The 17,508-nt window shown below is 60.0% G+C and carries 16 protein-coding genes; 11 read left to right on the top strand and 5 right to left on the bottom strand.

Annotation, left to right across the window (positions count from 1 at the left end; translation table 11 throughout):
* Positions 1 to 30 precede the first annotated feature (30 nt).
* The 6 genes from atpA to nucS all read left to right on the top strand — a co-directional run bounded on the left by atpA (position 31) and on the right by nucS (position 5,801).
* On the top strand, positions 31 to 1,653 hold the full coding sequence (gene atpA / locus Q0X47_RS02550; protein WP_297722530.1) for a F0F1 ATP synthase subunit alpha: 1,623 nt from the start codon (positions 31 to 33) through the stop codon (positions 1,651 to 1,653).
* 66 nt (positions 1,654 to 1,719) lie between these two features.
* Positions 1,720 to 2,652 carry a F0F1 ATP synthase subunit gamma gene (locus Q0X47_RS02545; RefSeq protein WP_297722527.1) on the top strand — a complete coding sequence of 311 codons (933 nt, stop codon included), beginning with the start codon at positions 1,720 to 1,722 and terminating at the stop codon, positions 2,650 to 2,652.
* 33 nt (positions 2,653 to 2,685) lie between these two features.
* A complete protein-coding gene (gene atpD / locus Q0X47_RS02540; protein ID WP_297722524.1) occupies positions 2,686 to 4,131 on the top strand; it encodes a F0F1 ATP synthase subunit beta in 1,446 nt (481 codons plus the stop codon).
* Positions 4,132 to 4,137: 6 nt separating this feature from the next.
* Positions 4,138 to 4,446 (top strand): F0F1 ATP synthase subunit epsilon, encoded by a 309-nt coding sequence (locus Q0X47_RS02535; RefSeq protein ID WP_297722520.1) that lies wholly within the window; start codon positions 4,138 to 4,140, stop codon positions 4,444 to 4,446.
* 188 nt (positions 4,447 to 4,634) lie between these two features.
* Positions 4,635 to 5,072, top strand: a complete 438-nt coding sequence (locus Q0X47_RS02530) for a DUF2550 domain-containing protein (RefSeq protein ID WP_297722517.1) — start codon at positions 4,635 to 4,637, stop codon at positions 5,070 to 5,072.
* Positions 5,073 to 5,108: 36 nt separating this feature from the next.
* On the top strand, positions 5,109 to 5,801 hold the full coding sequence (gene nucS / locus Q0X47_RS02525; RefSeq protein WP_297722515.1) for an endonuclease NucS: 693 nt from the start codon (positions 5,109 to 5,111) through the stop codon (positions 5,799 to 5,801).
* A gap of 114 nt (positions 5,802 to 5,915) precedes the next feature.
* Here nucS and Q0X47_RS02520 read toward each other — a convergent pair whose 3' ends face one another.
* Positions 5,916 to 6,218 carry an ATP/GTP-binding protein gene (locus tag Q0X47_RS02520; protein WP_297722513.1) on the bottom strand — a complete coding sequence of 101 codons (303 nt, stop codon included), beginning with the start codon at positions 6,216 to 6,218 and terminating at the stop codon, positions 5,916 to 5,918.
* Positions 6,219 to 6,229: 11 nt separating this feature from the next.
* Positions 6,230 to 7,516, bottom strand: coding sequence for an N-acetylglucosamine-6-phosphate deacetylase (locus tag Q0X47_RS02515; RefSeq protein WP_297722510.1), 1,287 nt, complete (start codon positions 7,514 to 7,516; stop codon positions 6,230 to 6,232).
* A gap of 174 nt (positions 7,517 to 7,690) precedes the next feature.
* Between Q0X47_RS02515 and Q0X47_RS02510 the strand changes: the two genes are divergently transcribed.
* A complete protein-coding gene (locus Q0X47_RS02510) occupies positions 7,691 to 8,467 on the top strand; it encodes an alpha/beta fold hydrolase (protein ID WP_297722508.1) in 777 nt (258 codons plus the stop codon).
* A gap of 102 nt (positions 8,468 to 8,569) precedes the next feature.
* Here Q0X47_RS02510 and Q0X47_RS02505 read toward each other — a convergent pair whose 3' ends face one another.
* On the bottom strand, positions 8,570 to 9,556 hold the full coding sequence (locus Q0X47_RS02505; RefSeq protein WP_297722505.1) for a hypothetical protein: 987 nt from the start codon (positions 9,554 to 9,556) through the stop codon (positions 8,570 to 8,572).
* Positions 9,546 to 10,487, bottom strand: a complete 942-nt coding sequence (locus Q0X47_RS02500) for a hypothetical protein (RefSeq protein ID WP_297722502.1) — start codon at positions 10,485 to 10,487, stop codon at positions 9,546 to 9,548. Before Q0X47_RS02500 ends, Q0X47_RS02505 begins: the two co-directional genes overlap by 11 nt.
* Before the next feature lie 201 nt (positions 10,488 to 10,688).
* Here Q0X47_RS02500 and Q0X47_RS02495 point away from each other — a divergent pair, with 201 nt between their 5' ends.
* The 3 genes from Q0X47_RS02495 to Q0X47_RS02485 all read left to right on the top strand — a co-directional run bounded on the left by Q0X47_RS02495 (position 10,689) and on the right by Q0X47_RS02485 (position 15,714).
* Positions 10,689 to 12,020 carry a DivIVA domain-containing protein gene (locus tag Q0X47_RS02495; protein WP_297722499.1) on the top strand — a complete coding sequence of 444 codons (1,332 nt, stop codon included), beginning with the start codon at positions 10,689 to 10,691 and terminating at the stop codon, positions 12,018 to 12,020.
* Between the two features lie 106 nt (positions 12,021 to 12,126).
* Complete coding sequence (gene glgP / locus Q0X47_RS02490) at positions 12,127 to 14,748, top strand: alpha-glucan family phosphorylase (protein WP_297722497.1); 2,622 nt, start codon at positions 12,127 to 12,129, stop codon at positions 14,746 to 14,748.
* Positions 14,749 to 15,060: 312 nt separating this feature from the next.
* Positions 15,061 to 15,714: a TetR/AcrR family transcriptional regulator gene (locus tag Q0X47_RS02485; protein ID WP_297722494.1), complete on the top strand. Its 654-nt coding sequence runs from the start codon at positions 15,061 to 15,063 to the stop codon at positions 15,712 to 15,714.
* A 142-nt stretch (positions 15,715 to 15,856) separates the two neighbouring features.
* Here Q0X47_RS02485 and Q0X47_RS02480 read toward each other — a convergent pair whose 3' ends face one another.
* Positions 15,857 to 16,807: a tetratricopeptide repeat protein gene (locus Q0X47_RS02480; RefSeq protein WP_297722491.1), complete on the bottom strand. Its 951-nt coding sequence runs from the start codon at positions 16,805 to 16,807 to the stop codon at positions 15,857 to 15,859.
* Positions 16,808 to 17,270: 463 nt separating this feature from the next.
* On the opposite strand from Q0X47_RS02480, the gene Q0X47_RS02475 reads away from it, so the two are divergent.
* Positions 17,271 to 17,508: VIT1/CCC1 transporter family protein (locus tag Q0X47_RS02475; protein WP_297722735.1), on the top strand; the 238-nt coding region annotated here is incomplete at its 3' end.

Genomic DNA, 17,508 nt, shown 5'->3' with positions numbered 1-17,508 from the left:
CCCTATGGAACGACAACAGAAGGAATGCTGATGGCTGAGCTATCAATAAGTCCCCAGGACATTAAGAGCGCCCTGGACAAGTTTGTGGATGCGTATGAACCATCCGCCGCGACCGCGGAGGAAATCGGCTACGTGACCGAAACTGCTGACGGCATTGCCCATATCGAGGGCTTGCCCGGCACTATGGCCAACGAGCTGCTGCGCTTCCAAGACGGCACCCTGGGTCTGGCAATGAACCTGGATGAGCGTGAGATTGGCGCTATCGTCCTGGGTGATTTCACGGGGATTGAGGAAGGTCAAGAGGTCTACCGCACGGGTGACGTGCTCTCCGTGCCGGTGGGCGATGGTTACCTGGGCCGCGTGGTTGACCCGCTGGGCAACCCGATTGACGGCCTGGGTGAAATCAAGGACTTGGGCGAGCGTCGTGCTCTGGAATTGCAGGCTCCCGGCGTGATGATGCGCCGTTCCGTGTTTGAGCCACTCCAGACCGGCCTGAAGGCCATCGACTCGATGATTCCGATTGGTCGTGGCCAGCGTGAGCTGATTATTGGCGACCGCCAGACCGGCAAGACCGCTATCGCCATTGACACGATTTTGAACCAGCGCGACAACTGGAAGTCGGGCGACCCCAACAAGCAGGTGCGTTGCATCTACGTGGCCGTCGGGCAGAAAGGCTCCACGATTGCTTCCGTGAAAGGCGCGCTGGAAGACGCCGGCGCGATGGAGTTCACCACCATCGTGGCTTCCCCCGCTTCGGACGCGGCCGGGTTCAAGTACCTAGCTCCCTACACCGGTTCGGCCATTGGTCAGCACTGGATGTACCAGGGCAAGCACGTGCTGATTGTGTTTGATGACCTGTCCAAGCAGGCCGAGGCCTACCGCGCGGTGTCGCTGTTGCTGCGCCGTCCGCCGGGGCGTGAAGCCTACCCTGGTGACGTTTTCTACCTGCACTCTCGCTTGCTGGAACGCTGCGCGAAACTGTCCGACGATTTGGGCGGCGGTTCGATGACCGGCCTGCCGATTATCGAAACGAAGGCGAACGACGTGTCGGCCTACATTCCGACCAACGTCATCTCCATCACCGACGGCCAAATCTTCCTGCAGTCTGACCTGTTCAACGCGAACCAGCGTCCGGCCGTGGACGTGGGCATTTCGGTGTCCCGTGTGGGCGGCGACGCTCAGATTAAGGCCATGAAGAAGGTCGCCGGTACGTTGAAGCTAACCTTGGCGCAGTACCGTTCGATGGCGGCTTTCGCCATGCTGGCTTCTGACCTGGATGCCACGACCCGCAAGCAGCTGACTCGCGGCGAGAGGCTGATGGAACTGTTGAAACAGCCCCAGTACACGCCTTATCCCGTAGAGGAACAGGTGTGCTCCATCTGGGCTGGCACCAACGGTTACCTCGACGACATCGCCACCGACAAGGTACAGCAGTTTGAAAAGGACTGGTTGGATTACCTGCGCAACGAAGGCAGCATCCTCAACGAAATCAGGGAAAAGGGCGCTTGGCCCGATGAACTGGTGGCGCGTTTGGAAACTGCCGTCAAGGATTTCCGCAAGTCTTACGACTTGGTCCCTCAGACTGACTTGAATGCCATTGAGGGCGAAGCCGAGGCTGAGCAGTCCGAGGAACAAATCGTTAAGCAGCGCTAAGGCGCTCGTGCCAGCGCTGTTGGCCAGCACCGAAAGTAACCGAACAGAACGTAAGGGAAGGGCAAAGTGTCAGGTTCGCAAAGGGCTCTCAAGCAGAGAATCAAGTCTACTGAGACTCTGCAAAAGATTTTCCGTGCCATGGAGATGATTGCGGCCTCCCGGGTCGGCAAGGCTCGAGCCGGGGCGGAATCCATCACCACTTATGACTCGGCCATCGCGGCGGCAGTTGCAGCCGTGTCCGCCCACGCCAAACTCAATCATCCGCTGATTACGGAACGCACCGACACCAACCGCGTGGCGGTTTTGGCGGTCACCTCTGACCGTGGCATGGCCGGTGCTTATTCCGCGTCCATCTTGCGGGAAACCGAGCGTTTGCTGGAGCGTTTGCGTGACGAAGGCAAAGACCCGGTGGTTTACGTTTCGGGTCGCCGCGGCCTGTCCTACTTCAACTTCCGCGGTACGGAAGTGCGCCGGGCGTGGACCGGGGATTCGGACAAGCCCAGCGAGGAACGTACCATGGAAATCGCCAAGACGCTCTTGGCGGCGTTCCTGAAGTCGCCCGAAGAGGGCGGGGTGTGTGAGCTGTACATGGTTTACACCAAGTTCCGTTCGATGGTTTCCCAAGTGCCTCAGGTGCGCAAGATGCTGCCGATTAAGGTCATTGACCCCGACGAAGCTATTCAGATTGATGGCATGGGTCTGAGTGAAGTGGACGACAAGTCCGTCATGCCACTGTACGACTTTGAGCCCAGCGCCGAGGAAGTGCTGCAAACCGTCATGCCGCTGTATGTCGAGTCGCGGATTCGCACCGCCCTGTTGCACGCCGCCGCCGCCGAGCTCGCCAGCCGTCAAAACGCTATGCACGCCGCGACCGATAACGCGTCCAACTTGATTAACACCCTGACTTTGGACATGAACAAGGCTCGTCAGGCCGACATCACCACCGAGATTACGGAAATCGTGTCCGGCGCTGACGCGCTCCAAGATTCTAAGAAATAACCGATTACCAACCGCCGATTAGAGGAAACGAAAATGAGTGAGAAAACCCCAGGAACCGGTCGTATCTCCCGGGTTATTGGCCCGGTTGTGGACGTGGAGTTCCCCCCGGATCAACTGCCTGATATGTACAACGCTTTGACCGTGGAATACACGGGCATGGGCAGCACCGAAGCCGGACAGATGCAGACCATGACGATGGAGGTGGCTCAGCACTTGGGCGACAACATTGTCCGGTCCATCGCCCTGAAGCCTACTGACGGTTTGGTGCGCGGAGCCAAGGTTGTAGACACCGGCTCCCCGATTACGGTGCCGGTGGGAGACATCACCAAGGGTCACGTCTTTAACGTGATTGGCGACTGCCTGAACCTGAAAGAGGGCGAAACCCTGGACGTCAAGGAGCGTTGGTCCATCCACCGCAACCCTCCGGCCTTCGACAAGCTGGAATCCAAGACGCAAATGTTCGAGACCGGCATCAAGGTCATTGACCTGCTGACCCCTTACGTGCAGGGCGGCAAGATTGGCCTGTTCGGCGGCGCTGGTGTGGGCAAGACCGTGTTGATTCAAGAGATGATTCAGCGTGTGGCGCAGGACCACGGCGGTGTGTCCGTGTTCGCCGGCGTGGGCGAACGTACTCGTGAGGGTAACGACTTGATTCACGAGATGGCTGATGCGGGCGTGTTGGACAAGACAGCGATGGTGTTCGGACAGATGGACGAGCCGCCGGGGACGCGTCTGCGCGTGGCTCTGTCAGGTTTGACGATGGCGGAATACTTCCGTGACGTCCAGAACCAAGACGTGCTGCTGTTCATCGACAACATTTTCCGTTTCACCCAGGCCGGCTCCGAGGTGTCCACCCTGCTGGGCCGGATGCCTTCCGCCGTGGGCTACCAGCCGAACCTGGCTGATGAAATGGGCCAGCTCCAGGAGCGCATTACTTCCGCGGGTGGTCACTCGATTACTTCGCTGCAGGCCATCTACGTGCCAGCGGACGACTACACCGACCCGGCCCCGGCGACGACCTTCGCCCACCTGGACGCGACCACGAACCTGTCTCGTGACATTGCGTCCCGCGGTCTGTACCCGGCAGTAGACCCGCTGGCCTCCACCTCGCGTATTCTCGACCCGCGCTATGTCGGCAAGGAACACTACGAGGTCGCGACCCAGGTCAAACAGATTCTGCAAAAGAACAAGGAACTGCAAGACATCATCGCCATTCTCGGTGTGGACGAACTGTCCGAAGAGGACAAGGTCACCGTGGCGCGCGCGCGTCGTATCGAACAGTTCCTGTCCCAAAACACCTATATGGCAGAGAAGTTCACCGGTGTGCCCGGTTCGACCGTGCCGATGAGCGAAACCATTGAGGCGTTCAAGCGGATTTGCGAAGGCAAGTACGACCATATTGCCGAACAGGCGTTCTTTAACATCGGCGGTATCGAGGATCTCGAAGAGGCCTGGGCGAAACTGCAAAAGGATATGTGATAAACCATGGCAGACACGCTGAAAGTTGCGGTGGTAGACCGCTCGCGCACCCTGTATCAGGGAGAAGCGTCCCAGGTCATCATGCCTGCCGCAGACGGCGACCTGGGGGTCCTGCCGGGTCACCAGCCGTTACTGGTCGTGCTACGTGCCGGCCAGGTGCGCGTCGACGCGCCGGATTCGACCGGAAAAGCGGGTTCGCATAACTTTCCGGTTGAGGCCGGGTTTGCCTCGGTAGACAATGACACCGTAACCGTGGTGCTGGAACGCGATTTGTCTGCTGGAACGGCAAACCAGGCTCCCGAGCCGGAGAGCTAAAATAAACAACTTACGCGAATCAGACCGATTGGGATATGATTTCCCATAAGGCTATTCACCTTCCCCAGGGGTTTGCTTGGGGGTGGCAGTGGCGGGTTCGTCCCTAGGGACGCCCGCCATTGACAGATTAACCTGAGATTCAGGCTCGAATGCTGCGGCTTTATGGCGTGAGGAGGGACATCATGGGCATGGCAACCAGTTATATACTTACCGGTCTGCTCCTGGTGCTGTTCCTGATTTGCGCGCTGGCGATTTACTTCCTGGCGCGCTTGCGGTTTAAAGCCCAAAATAACGGCTCATTTAATGTGGCCTTGCGGGCTAACACTACCGATCCGTGGCGGGCCGGGGTGTGCCATTATTCCGAGGATTTTCTGAAGTGGTATCGGGTTATTTCCCTGCGTTGGGGCTCGAATCGCCGTTGGGAACGGGCGGACTTTGAGATTTTGGAGTCCGCGGTAGACACGGAACCGGACTCAGACTTTACCCTGGCTATTTTGCATTGCCGCGCGCCGCGTCAGGGTTTTTCCGAGCCGGATGATTTTTGGTTGGCGATGGATGAACATGATTATTCCGGCCTGGTCAGCTGGAAAGAATCCTCCCCGCCGCGCACCCAGGTGGTTTACTGAGTTTCTTGGATCGCGCGCTTCGGCTAGGCTAGCTGTATGCGCCTAGTCATAGCGGATTGTGAAGTCAATTATTCGGGACGTTTGGACGCGCATTTGGCCGCGGCGAAACGGCTGTTGATGGTGAAAGCCGACGGTTCAGTGCTGATTCACAGTGACGGCGGTTCCTACAAGCCCCTGAATTGGATGAGTCCGCCCTGCCAGCTACACATTGAGCTGGAAGATTCCAGCGCCCCCAAAGGCCCGCAAACGTGGCGGGTCCAGGCCAAATCCGGCGACGCCCTGCTGATTAACATTACAGAGGTCTATGAAGATGTCGTGTGCGATTTGGGGGTCGATCCGGGACTGGAAAAGGACGGGGTCGAGGCGCATCTGCAACAGTTGCTGGCTGACCAGGTCGCGCTGCGGTTGGGGGAGGGCTGGACTTTGGTGCGTCGGGAATGGCCCACTCCCATTGGTCCGGTTGACCTGCTGGTTCGTGATGCACAAGGGCGTCCGGTCGCGGTGGAGGTGAAACGTCGCGGCGAAATTGATGGGGTCGAGCAGTTGACTCGCTACCTGGATTTGCTGGGTCGGCAAGCCGAGCTGGAGGGCATTACCGGGATTTTTGCTGCCCAAGAGATTAAACCTCAGGCTCGCACCCTGGCCACTGACCGCGGGATTCGCTGTGTCGTGCTGGATTACGATGAGATGCGCGGCTTGGATTTTGACGCCGAGAATCGGCTGTTCTAAAACCCGTAAAAATCCCCCTGAACCGCGGTTTTACCCCGAAAGACGACCCGAAAACGCCGCGTACCCCGCTTGTGCCGCCTATCGGCCTGGTGCCGTCAACACCACGGGAACTGACTAAAATCCCCCGGTAGTACCGGATTCCCAGCAGTAGGTGTGCCAGTGGCGGCGCGCCGCCACCCCAGTGTCCACTCCAAAAGGAGCGCTCAGCGGCCAGGCCACGATATGTGGGGTATTGGATTCTACGGCGTGCCCACAACCGGGACAGACATAGGATTTCTGAGCCCCGCCGCCGGTCAGACGCTGGACGTGGTATTCCCGCCCAGCGCGCGTCACGACCCGCGGGACGCTGGTGAGGCGCTGCATGTCCAAGGGGCGATAGGGTTGGCCGCGCCGCTTGGATTTTCGCTGACTGGGCACTGCTAATCCGGTTAATTCTTAGGTACGGAAGCCACCAGGGTGCCGCGGCGATAGACCGAAAGCGGATAGAGGTTCTCGTCCGTGACCAGCAAGTCTGCGCGTTTGCCCGCGGTGATTTCGCCGATGTTGGTCTGACCCAAAATGCGGGCTCCCTGCACCGAAGCACAGTACACCGCATCGCTCAGCGGAATCCCCGCGCCTTTCCAGGCTCGGCGCACGATGTCTACCAGGTGCAAGTTGGGTTCAGCCTCGGTAGAGCCGGGCTCGTCAGAAGGCATTCCCGTGGCGGCGGTAGCGTTGCTAACAAACACCACCGAGTCGCGTCCGACCAGCTCAAACACGTTACGCACCGCGCTGAAATCCACGTGTTCCCCGTCCGCAATCAACTCCAGAATGCAACCGCCTCCGGCCGCATCCGCCAGCAGTTCCAATATCGGTCCGGGGTTGCGATGGTGGAAAGGCTGCATCCCGTTAAAGAAATGCGTCACAATGTAGCGGGGGCAACGCAGCTTATCCGAGGGGGTCAGCCCCAGTTTTTCCCGTGTCCAGGCCGCGGCTCCGCGAATCATCTCGGCGGAGGCGACCGTGTGTCCAAAAGCGGGAACCGCCCCGTTTTCAATCAAAACTTCCGCCACAGAACCCGAACCGATGGCGCGTTTGCCTTCCGGAGCCAGCGTCATCGACACCGTGTGCCCGCGGGTGGTAATCATCAACTCGCGGGTCAGGGCCGGGTTCGGGGGCTGGACCTGTGCGAAATCTTGTGTCCCCAGGACGGCACGAGCTCGTTCCTCGCGTTCCTGGGCGGTGAGCCCTTCCCCGGGAAAGGAATCAGCGGGGGAGTCTCCGGGCAGCATCCCCGTCACGCCCAAACGTCCCGACGCCAGGAACGGCCCTTCAAAGTGAATCCCGTCCAGTTCGCCCGCGTCACACAAATCGGCCAGCATCTGGCCCTGTCGGCGCAGGTCCTCCGGGGAGGCTGTCGAGAGCGAACCGACCAGGGTGGTGGTGCCGTGAACACGGTGTTCCCACACGGCGGTCATCATGGCTTCTACCGTGTCGGCAGCGGGGAAAGAGCTGCCTCCACCCCCGTGGCAGTGCGTATCGACTAGGCCCGGCAAAATGTAGCGTCCGTCAGTCGGAGAAGGAGCGGCCACGACCTCGGCGCCGTAACCTGCCGCCTGGGCCTGGGGCGCCTCGCCCATCCACACTATGGATTCCCCGTCAATAATGACGGCCCCATCAACGATTATGGAAGAGGGCGTGACGATGCGTCCGCGTACTGCAAAAGGTTCACTCATGTTCCGATTATCGCATTTTTGCTCTGTTTCAAAGTAATTTTTTCCCTCCCCAGTCCTGGCGGTCGCCGGTTCAGTCACGCCCGGTTCGCGGGGCTGGACCGATGTGGGTGGTGCCAGGCGGGCAAAACCGTTCGGGTTTACCCGGTATTAGAGGAAATCCTTTAAGATAAAACCATGCTGAACATGATTGCCCGCGACATTATCCCCGGCCCGATTGGTCCTACGATGGTGCTGCTTCACGCTTTTCCGATGGATCACCGGATGTGGCTGCCGACCGCGGACCGTTTGGGCGGGGTGCCGCTGCTGATGGTGGATGCCCCCGGATTCGGCCAAACTCCGCCGATGATGGACACTCCTTCGTTGGACGCATTTGCGGATGAAATCGTGGCGAACCTGGGCAAGTTCGGCATTGAGCGCATCATTCCGGTGGGTAATTCGCTGGGTGGCTATGTGGCACTGACCATTTTGGAGCGTCACCCTGATGTTGTGGCTGGTCTGGGCTTGATTGGGACTCGGGCGGACGCGGATACGGTCAGCGAAAAAGCCGACCGTTTTGAAAATCTCATCACCATGCTGGCCGGGGACCGCGCGAGCCTGTTGACCCCCCAGATTGAATCCCAGTTCACCGCCTCGACTCGCCGAGCGCGCCCCGAGGTCGTCTCTCAGGCGGTGCAATGGTCCGAGGAAGCCTCCAACGAGGGAATCTCTTGGGCACAGCGGGTGATGGCGGCTCGCCCGGACCGAATGGAGCTGCTGGAAAACTTTGACAAGCCGGTCTTGGTCATGCGCGGCGAGGAGGACCCGGTCGTTTCCCCCGAGCGTGCTGCCGCGATGGCTCAGGCCGCCCACACTGAAGTCGTCGAGGTTCACGAAACCTCGCACCTGGTGCCGATTGAAAATCCCGGGGCCGTTTCGCGCCGTCTTATGGCGCTCTACCCCCAGTGCATGTAGGCCGCACCCAAACACACTAACCTGCGGCAACGCCCTTGTGAACGCGCACGGAAACGCCATCAAACGTTGCGGCAACGCCCTTGTGAACGCGACTGCAACGCCCTAGTCCGCGCTCATCGCCGTGACGGCATCGGAGGCGCCCAAGACCGTAATCTTCCGGTTTTTGCTGGCTTTGTCCGGCAAGTTGAACAACGCCACCACCGTGTGGGTTTCCGTCAAGGTCGAGGCCGCGGTGTTTTTCCCGGTGTGGGCCTGAGCCAGGGCAGAGAGCTGGAGTTTCCGGGGAGACTTCATGGTCACATCGTAGTTGAGGGTCGCCATGACCAGCGCTCCGCCGTCGGTGGTGCCCAGGGCGATACAGCCTTCAGCGCCGGGCCGCGCGGCCATCGTGACTTCCAATCCGCGACTTTGCTGGGAGAGAGTGGCATAGTCCGTGCGCCGCTGGGCAAAAGTCGCGGCGAAAGAATCGTTCTCGGTTTCAAAAACATCTTTGGCGCTGTTCGGGTCGTTCAGGTAGTCGGCGTAAGTTTTCGCCAAGGCTCTGGGCGCCACCACGAAATCTTTGGAATCCGCGGGGGGGCGGGGCGAGCCGACTTCCGGCTTGAAAGTCGCGGGGAAACTCGCTTTGGGGAACAGTTTCGTGTAGCCCCACAGCGCGTAGTTGGCGCGCGGCGAGGACTGGACGAAACCGAAGACGTACAGCGGCTGGCCTTCGACCGAAGGTGAAACCGTGTAGGCGTAGCGCGGCCAATCCGAGGCCTGCTGAACCACTGCTACCTGCGGATTCGCCAGTGGTAGGGCGCCTAGGTTGGCGCCGCGGGTCGCGTTGGTCATCAGGTATTCCCCGTTGCGCATGGCCATAGCCGGGTTCATAAAACGGCTGGCCAGCTGCTGCCAGTCACGAGCGCCGTCCCCGGCTTGGGCGGCAGCATTCGCCTCGGTGGTGACCTTCGTGATGCGCTGCTGGTCAAGGGCGGGCGGTTCGTTACCGGCATTGGGGGAGGTCACAAGGGTGGGGGTGTAGGCACAAGCGCTCAGGGCCAGCGCGGTTGCGGTGCCAGCCAGGAGGGTCGTCAGCTTATTCGTCATGGGTGTCCTCCGTCTCTGCGTCTTTCAGGTCCTCGTTTTTCTCACTGCGCCGCGACTTTCTGCCTTTTCGGGTCTGGCTCTCGGCTTCCTCCGCCATCCGCAGGGAGCGGCGCGTGGGATGAACTGCTGGAATGACGCCGGTATCCGCGGGGGCGTCGCCGGTGACCGCGGAAGTAACCTGACTGGCGAGCTGGCGTGCCTGATCCTTTTCCAAAGTTTCCAAACGTTTGGCACGCGAACGCCGTTCGGACAGCACCAGCAGGGTCAGATAAGTCGCGATGGCTCCCGCGGCGATAATCCCCACGATTACCAGCAAAATCGCCGAGATATTGGAGGGTTCGTGCTTCAGTTTCCACTTCAGTTCCAGTTGCGGTCCGGCCGCTTTAGCCGGGGCGTTCACCACGAATGCGACCGCGCTCCAGCGATTGTCACTGAGTTGCCAGTTCAGGGAGGCGTGACCGGTGCCGCGGGCGCTCTGTTTCCAAATATCCAAGGACGTCAGGTCCGCTGCGTCCGCCTGGGCGGGGGCGGCGAGGTGCTGCAAACCGTCCGGCGAAGTTTGTTCGCCAGGAGCAGAATTAGTTTTTTTCGCCTTGATGCTCCGAGAAGTCAGTTTGCCATCGGCTTTGAAACCGGTCAGTTCTAGGTGATTGACGGACTTGGCGAAAGCCATGGCGTCCGAGGTTAGGGCGATTCCTAAAAAGACTTCCTGCTTTGCCGGGCCGGTGGCACGAATCGTGACCTTTTCCCCGGTGGACTCCAACAGGTTTTCTCCCGTCAACACCACCGCCGACTTGGTTGGTTCACTGTGAAACGCCACGTTAGCGCTGGGACGCAGGAAAGTCAGGCGAGACACCCCAATGAATGCCGCCAAAAGCGAGACAACCAGCAGGGCAATGCTGAGATAGCGGGCGGTGCGATTCGTTGACATGGGTCTCCTTGAAAATTTTGGAACCGACTACCTTTTAACTTTAGCGAGAATGGCGGCTCGCAGCGACTTAGCCATGTCATAAAGGTTCGTGTAAATGGTTAATCCTAGAATTTTTCGTTATAGACTTAGGGTATCGTTATACTAAGTTTGGCGGGGCAGGTTAATTTGCCCGTTGGTTGACGTCTTTAGGAGGACTCACAAGTGACCGAAGAGCAGACAGATTTTCCAATCGTGATGCGCGGGTACGACCGCGTTCAGGTTGACCTGCAGATTCAAACTTTAATGACGGCTTTGGCTGAGGCACGCCGTGAGGTAGAAACCCTTGACGCGCGTAACGCCACCCTGGCTGGGGATTTGGGCGAAGCTCAGCGCCGTCTAAAGGAAAGCGACAAGTCGAGTTATACCGGCTTGGGCGAGCGCATCGAACAGCTGTTGCGTTCGGCTGAGGAACAGTCCACCACCGTTATTAATAAGGCGAACGCTGACGCGGAATCCCTGCTGGAAAAGACTCGTTCTAACACGCAGCGCCTGACCCAGCGCGCCGAAGCCGAAGCGGCTTCCATGCTGGCTGAGGCTCGCCGTGAAGCGGAGGAACGCACCACTCAGGCGGAAACCGAAGCGGAAACCGTGCTCACCAACGCTCAGCACCGCGCTGATGAACTGGTCGCCGCGGCGGAACGTGAAGCGGCGTCCTTGCGCGCTGAAGTGAACACCCAGGTCAACGACCTGCGCGCCACTGCTGACCGCGAAACCGAGTTGCAGCGCGCTCAAGCTGAAAAGGACTACGTAGAAGCCCGAGTTAAGGCTGAACAGGAAACCACGGCTTTGCGTAACGAAGCGGCGACTGAGATTCAAGAGCTGCGTGAAACCGCTACTGCCGAGGCCACCCAGGTGCGCGAACAGGCTCAGCAAATGGCTGAAAAGTTGCTGGCGGAAACCCGCGCCGAAGCCGACAAGATTATCTCTAACGCTCGCGCCGAAGCCGAACGTCTGCGTGCCGAATCTGAACAGGCTCGCCAGGACACCGAAACTGAGATTGCCTCCGCGCGTGCGGCCGCTCGTGAAGCTGACGCGCAGGCGCACGAACAGGCTCGCGCCGAGACCTCTGCGATGGTTGCCACCGCTAAGGCTCAGGTCGCTGACGCTGAGAAGCACCTCGGCGAAACCCTGCAGCGTGCCGAACGTCTGTTGACCGATACTGATGCCGTGGTGCGCCGCCGTCAAGAGGACGCCCGCCGCACCGCCGAGGCCACCATCTCGGCTGCGGAAGTCGAAGCGCAGCAGCTGCGCGAAGCGGCTCGTGCCGAAGCTCAAGCCGAACGTGCCGCGGCACAACGCACGGTCGAAAAGCTGGAACGTCAGCGCGAATCTGTGGCGGCCTACCTCGACGAGATGCGTGGCCTGTTGGGGTCTCGCGCTGCCGACGCCATCTCTGGTTTGCAGGCTCTGCAAGAGGACGAGGAAACCCGCGAGCCGGTCGAGTTGCCGGCCGACGTGGACGCTTACGCCCTGCCGGAAGATGCCAGCGAATAAACTTTTTTCATGACACCCCCAAGTTTTGGCGGTCCTTCGGGGCCGCCAAAACTATGTTTTAGTAAAAATTTACCTAAAATCCTCAACTACCACGTAGGATAGGACTGTGAAAGCAATACGAAGATTTACTGTACGCTCCGTCCTTCCTGAAAACTTGAAGCCAATTGGTAACTTGGCTCAAAATCTGCGCTGGTCCTGGCACCGGCCTTCCCGCGATTTCTTCGCGTCCTTGGATCCGAAAGTCTGGGAGGAAGTCGGCCACGATCCGGCGGCTTTCCTCGGCTCGATTTCGGTGCAAAAACTGGACGAACTTTCGGCAAACCCGGACATTGTGAACCAAGCCGCGGCTTTGGAACGCGATTTGGGTGATTACTTGGAAAAGCCGCAGTGGTATCAATCCCAGTTCAACAATGCTGACAAGCCCAGCGCGATTGGGTATTTCTCGGCTGAATTCGGCGTGACTGCCGTTTTGCCGCAATACTCCGGCGGTTTGGGGATCCTGGCCGGCGATCACTTGAAGTCCGCTTCCGACTTGGGGGTTCCGATTATCGGCGTGGGCCTGCTCTATCAGGCTGGCTACTTCCGTCAGTCCCTGACTCGCGAAGGCTGGCAGCGCGAATCCTACCCGGTCATCGACCCGGATAATATGCCGCTGACCCTGCTGCGTGAAGATGACGGCACCCCCGCGATGATCGAAGTGCCGCTGCCCGACCACCGCACTCTGTATGCCCAAGTGTGGGTCGCGAAAGTGGGGCGCATCTCCCTGCTGATGATGGACTCTGACGTGGCCAAGAACGACGAGGCCGCCCGACTGGTGACCGACCGCCTCTATGGTGGGTCGAAAGACCACCGCATGGAACAGGAACTGTTGCTCGGCGTGGGCGGGGTGAAAGCCCTGCGCACCTACAGTCGGTTGACCGGCGCACCGACCCCCGAGGTCTATCACTGCAACGAAGGCCACGCCGGATTCATGGCGGTGGAACGTATCCGCGAGCTGATGACCGGTGAGGAACACCTCGACTTCGGCACGGCTATTGAAGCGGTGCGTTCCGGCACGCTGTTCACCACCCACACGCCGGTTCCCGCCGGTATCGACCGTTTCGACCGGTCCTTGGTGCAGCGTTACCTGGCGCCGATCGAGATTCCTGGCGTGACCACCGAGCAGCTGCTGGCTCTGGGCGCGGAAACGTACGAGGGCGGGGACCCCAACGTGTTCAACATGGCGGTTTTGGGCTTGCGCATGGCGCGTATGGCCAACGGTGTGGCTCGGCTGCACGGCAAAGTTTCGCGCGGTATGTTCCACAAGCTGTGGCCCGGATTTGACGTCTCCGAGGTGCCCATCACCTCTATTACCAACGGGGTACATGGCCCGACCTGGACTGATGGACGTTTGGCGCAGCTGGCTCGTGGACACCAAGATCCCGGCGAACACGTCAACACCTACCGGTGGGTGCGCCCTCCCGAGGAAGGCGGTGTTAGCGACGAGGAACTCTGGGAACTGCGTCGTGAGCTGCGCGAACAGCTGGTGCTCGATGCCCGCCGGCGGGTGCGTGAATCCTGGCTGGAGCGCGGGGCGTCCCCGGCCGAGCTGGACTGGACGAACCGAATCCTCGATCCTGATGTTTTGACCATTGGTTTTGCCCGCCGCGTCCCGACTTACAAGCGTCTGACGCTGATGATTAACAACCCGGAGCGCCTGGCGGCCATCTTGACGAATAAAGAACGCCCGGTTCAGATCATCGTGGCTGGGAAATCCCACCCGGACGACGAACAGGGCGTCAGCCTGATTCAGCGCCTGGTGGCTTTCGCTGACCAGTACGATGTGCGCGACCGTATCGCCTTCCTGCCCAACTATGACATGGATATGGCTCAAACCCTGATGCCCGGCGTGGATGTGTGGCTGAACAACCCGCTGCGCCCGCTGGAGGCCTCCGGGACTTCTGGCATGAAGTGCGCCATCAACGGTGCTTTGAACCTGTCCATCTTGGACGGCTGGTGGGACGAAATGTATGACGGCCGCAACGGCTGGGCCATTCCCACCGCTGACGGGGTTGACGATCCGGAACGTCGCGACGCTATCGAGGCCGAGGGGCTGTATAACCTCATCGAGAACACGGTCGCTCCGCGCTTCTACGATCGAGACGAGAACGGGATTCCGCGCAACTGGATGGAAATGGTACGCCACACCCTGGCGACGCTGGGGCCGCGCGTGCAGGCGCAGCGCATGGTCAGCGAGTACGTGGAAAACCTCTATACCCCGATTGCCGCGTCCAACCGGGTGCTGAACAGCGTGGGTCACCAAGCGGCTCGTGACCTGGCGGCTTACAAGGCGCGGGTGCGTTCGAGCTGGAATCAGGTCGCGGTGAAACACGTCGGCTCCAAAGTCGGTGACGTAGCAATCGTGGGGGACAGCGCCTCGTTCTTTGCTGATGTCCAGCTGGGGAACCTGCGTCCCGAAGACGTCGAGGTGCAGTTGCTACTGGGCCGCGTCACTTCCAGCGATGACCTGTCCGGTTTCGAGGTCCTGGCGATGCAGGCGGAACGCTCTGAAAACGGCGTGGTGTCCTACCGTTTGGAGACAACGCTGAAAAATGCCGGTCCGCTGGGTTACCAGGTTCGCGTGGTGCCGAGCCATCCGCTGATGGCTGGTTACACCGAGCTGGGCTTGGTCACCAATGCCGAGCGCGCCGCCGATAACCCGGAGACACACTACTTCTTCGGAAGCTAAGTTTGCCGGGTTTTTGCCCGAATTTGCCCGGTCGGCTGGGATTCCCAGCCGACCGGGCTTTTTCTATAGCTGCGGGCTTTGAGCCGCTGTTTGTGAGTGGGATACTTGCTGGATTGCGGATATAAGGTGGGATTTGGGCAGTAGCTGCCATTATTGGCAGCTACGTCCCTATTTTCACCTTTAATCCACGCACGCTCCCGATACCGAGGGATTTTTGAGGAAAACTGGCCAAGCCGGCGCGGCAATTGAACGAACGGTCAAAAATTCACCATACTGTCAGTTAGACGGATTGACTCGCGGAAAGGACCAGCGGTGGGGAAACCAAATCGCGTGGAAATAGTAGGTAAGCTGGCGGCGCTATTTCAAGCGCGGGGCTACACCGGAGCTGGCATGGCCGAGATTTCGGCGACGACCGGACTGGGGCGAGGTTCGCTGTATCACCTCTTTCCCGATGGTAAAGCTCAGATGATGCGCGAGGTCCTAGCGGCCGTGGAACAGGACTTTCAAGCCGCCGTGGTCGCGCCGCTGGAATCGGCGGACGTCGCCGGAATGTTCGCTGGTATCCTCGCGTTCTTTGACCACGGCGAGAAACAGAGCCTCTGGGGCAAACTCGTTCATGACGCTGCGGCCCACGACTTTGCCCCCGAGGTGCAGGAACACTTCGACACGTGGCGTAGGGCACTGACGAAAGCCCTGCTCAGTCTAGGAGTAGACCGCGGCTTGGCGGCTTCTCTGTCCGAACGCACCCTGTCCGGGGTAGAGGGCACGCTCACCTTGGCGGCCGGTTTTGATGATGCGGGTGCGCTTTCTCGCGGCCTGCGCACTATGTCCGCAGAAGTCACGAATGCTATCTCCGCTGCTGGCGGCCCAACTGGAAAGTCGTCTGGCACAAAGAAACCAGCCGCGAAACCCGCGAGCCGAACCCCGAAAAAATCCGCGGCGAAAAAAGCTAGTAAAGCAAAGTAGCCAGTTTCGGAGTGACACCACGGAGTCGGTGTGTCACTGGCTGGGTTGTAAATACTAAGGTGAGAAATGCCCGATTGCTGCCATTATTGGCAGCTACTCGCCAAAATCCCACCTTATATTCATATATCCGCGGCGAAAAAAGCTAGTAAAGCAAAGTAGCCAGCTTCGAGCGCATCGCCGGAACCAGCGGATCATCGCCCAGAATCACGAAATACTCCACCAAACGCGCCCGAGCCGCGTCGCGGTCCTCGCCACTGGCTTCCGCCACGACCCCCAGCAGTCGAGACATCGCCCCGGCGGCATCTCCCGCGTTCATCTGGGCATCGGCGGCCTCGAGCTGCGCCGCTACCTCGCCGCTCACAGCCTGAGCGCCCTGTCCAGTCGGCTCACCGGCGGGCTCGGCCTCTGCCGAGCGGGCCTGCAATCGAATTTTCGCCAGCAGCGGCTCCACCTTGCCAGATTCACCAGGGTTGGCTTTGAGGTAGGTCTCTAAAGTCTCGATGGCCTGGTTGTATTCTCCCTGGGCCTGAAGTTTCAGCGCGGTTTCGATTTCTTCGGCCACCGCGGGCGGCGCGTCCGGGGCAGTCGCACCGGCAGCCCCAGCCCCGTCAGCAGCTCCAGCCTCGTCAGCTCCATCAGTCTGCACGCGACCCGTCACGCCTTCCTTTTCAGCCAACTCGATAACCTTGTCGATGACCTCCTGCACTGCCGAAGCGGGCAGCGCGCCGTTGAACAAAGGCGCGCGTTGCCCGTTCATCAGCAGGAATACGGCGGGAATGCTTTGCACTTGAAACGCTTGACCGATGGCCGGGTTTTCGTCTATGTTGACCTTTGCCAAGGCCACGCGCCCGCCGGCCTTCTTTACAGCCTTTTCCAAAACGGGGCCGAGCTGGCGGCACGGCCCACACCAGGGCGCCCACATGTCCAAAATGAACGGGACTGTCCGCGAAAGCTCCAGGAGCTGGGCAAACGTGTCGTCAGTGACGTCTCGCACCACCGGTCCCGGAATCGTTTGCGAGCCTGCCGCCCCGCCCGAACCAGCTTTTCCGCCCTGACCAGCGGGAATATCGTGCAGTTCTTCGGGAGCTTTCATGGTTATGCCTCATCTTTCCTAAATCCGAACGCGGCGCCAACACTGGCCGCCTGCTTGATATTTAACCCGTTAAGCCTGGACTGTATCAAATCCAATCGAGGAAAATCGCCCAGCGCTTAAAACCCGCCCGGTGCTCACTGCGACATCTGGGGTTGGCGCGTCTGCGCCCCAAAGCCGCGAAATTTGTCACAAGTGAGGTGCTTTGGTTGGGTTCGCTGCCGCGCCTGCCCGTGGTAGCCAGCCTCGCCCGCTCCGCCCGCCTCACTCGCCTCGTCCGGAGTCGCTCCGCCTGTCCAGCCCCCGCAACCCGCCCCGGCGTAGCCGCACCTAACCAAGGCAAGCCTTAGATTCGTTGAAATATCGCCGAAAACCTCGTAGCTTGAGACAGTAAACACAGCACCGAACGGGATAACGGAGGCGACACACCTTGAGCGAACAGTTGGGTCAAAGCTCAGTCGAAAACCTGAGCGAAAACCCGAACGAAACGGACGTAAAACACGACAAGTCCGCGGCGACTTCCTCGCGCCTAAACTGGCTCCGAGCTGCAGTGTTAGGCGCCAATGACGGCATTGTTTCAACCGCGGGCGTGGTCGTGGGCGTGGCGGCGGCGAACCCGGAAAACACCACGGCCATTGCGACCGCCGGTATCGCGGCTGTGGTCGCGGGGGCGCTGTCGATGGCGGCGGGCGAATATGTCTCGG

The organism is uncultured Mobiluncus sp. (assembly GCF_947254095.1).
Lineage (GTDB): Bacteria > Actinomycetota > Actinomycetes > Actinomycetales > Actinomycetaceae > Mobiluncus.
This window is presented reverse-complemented; position numbering and strand designations above follow the sequence as displayed.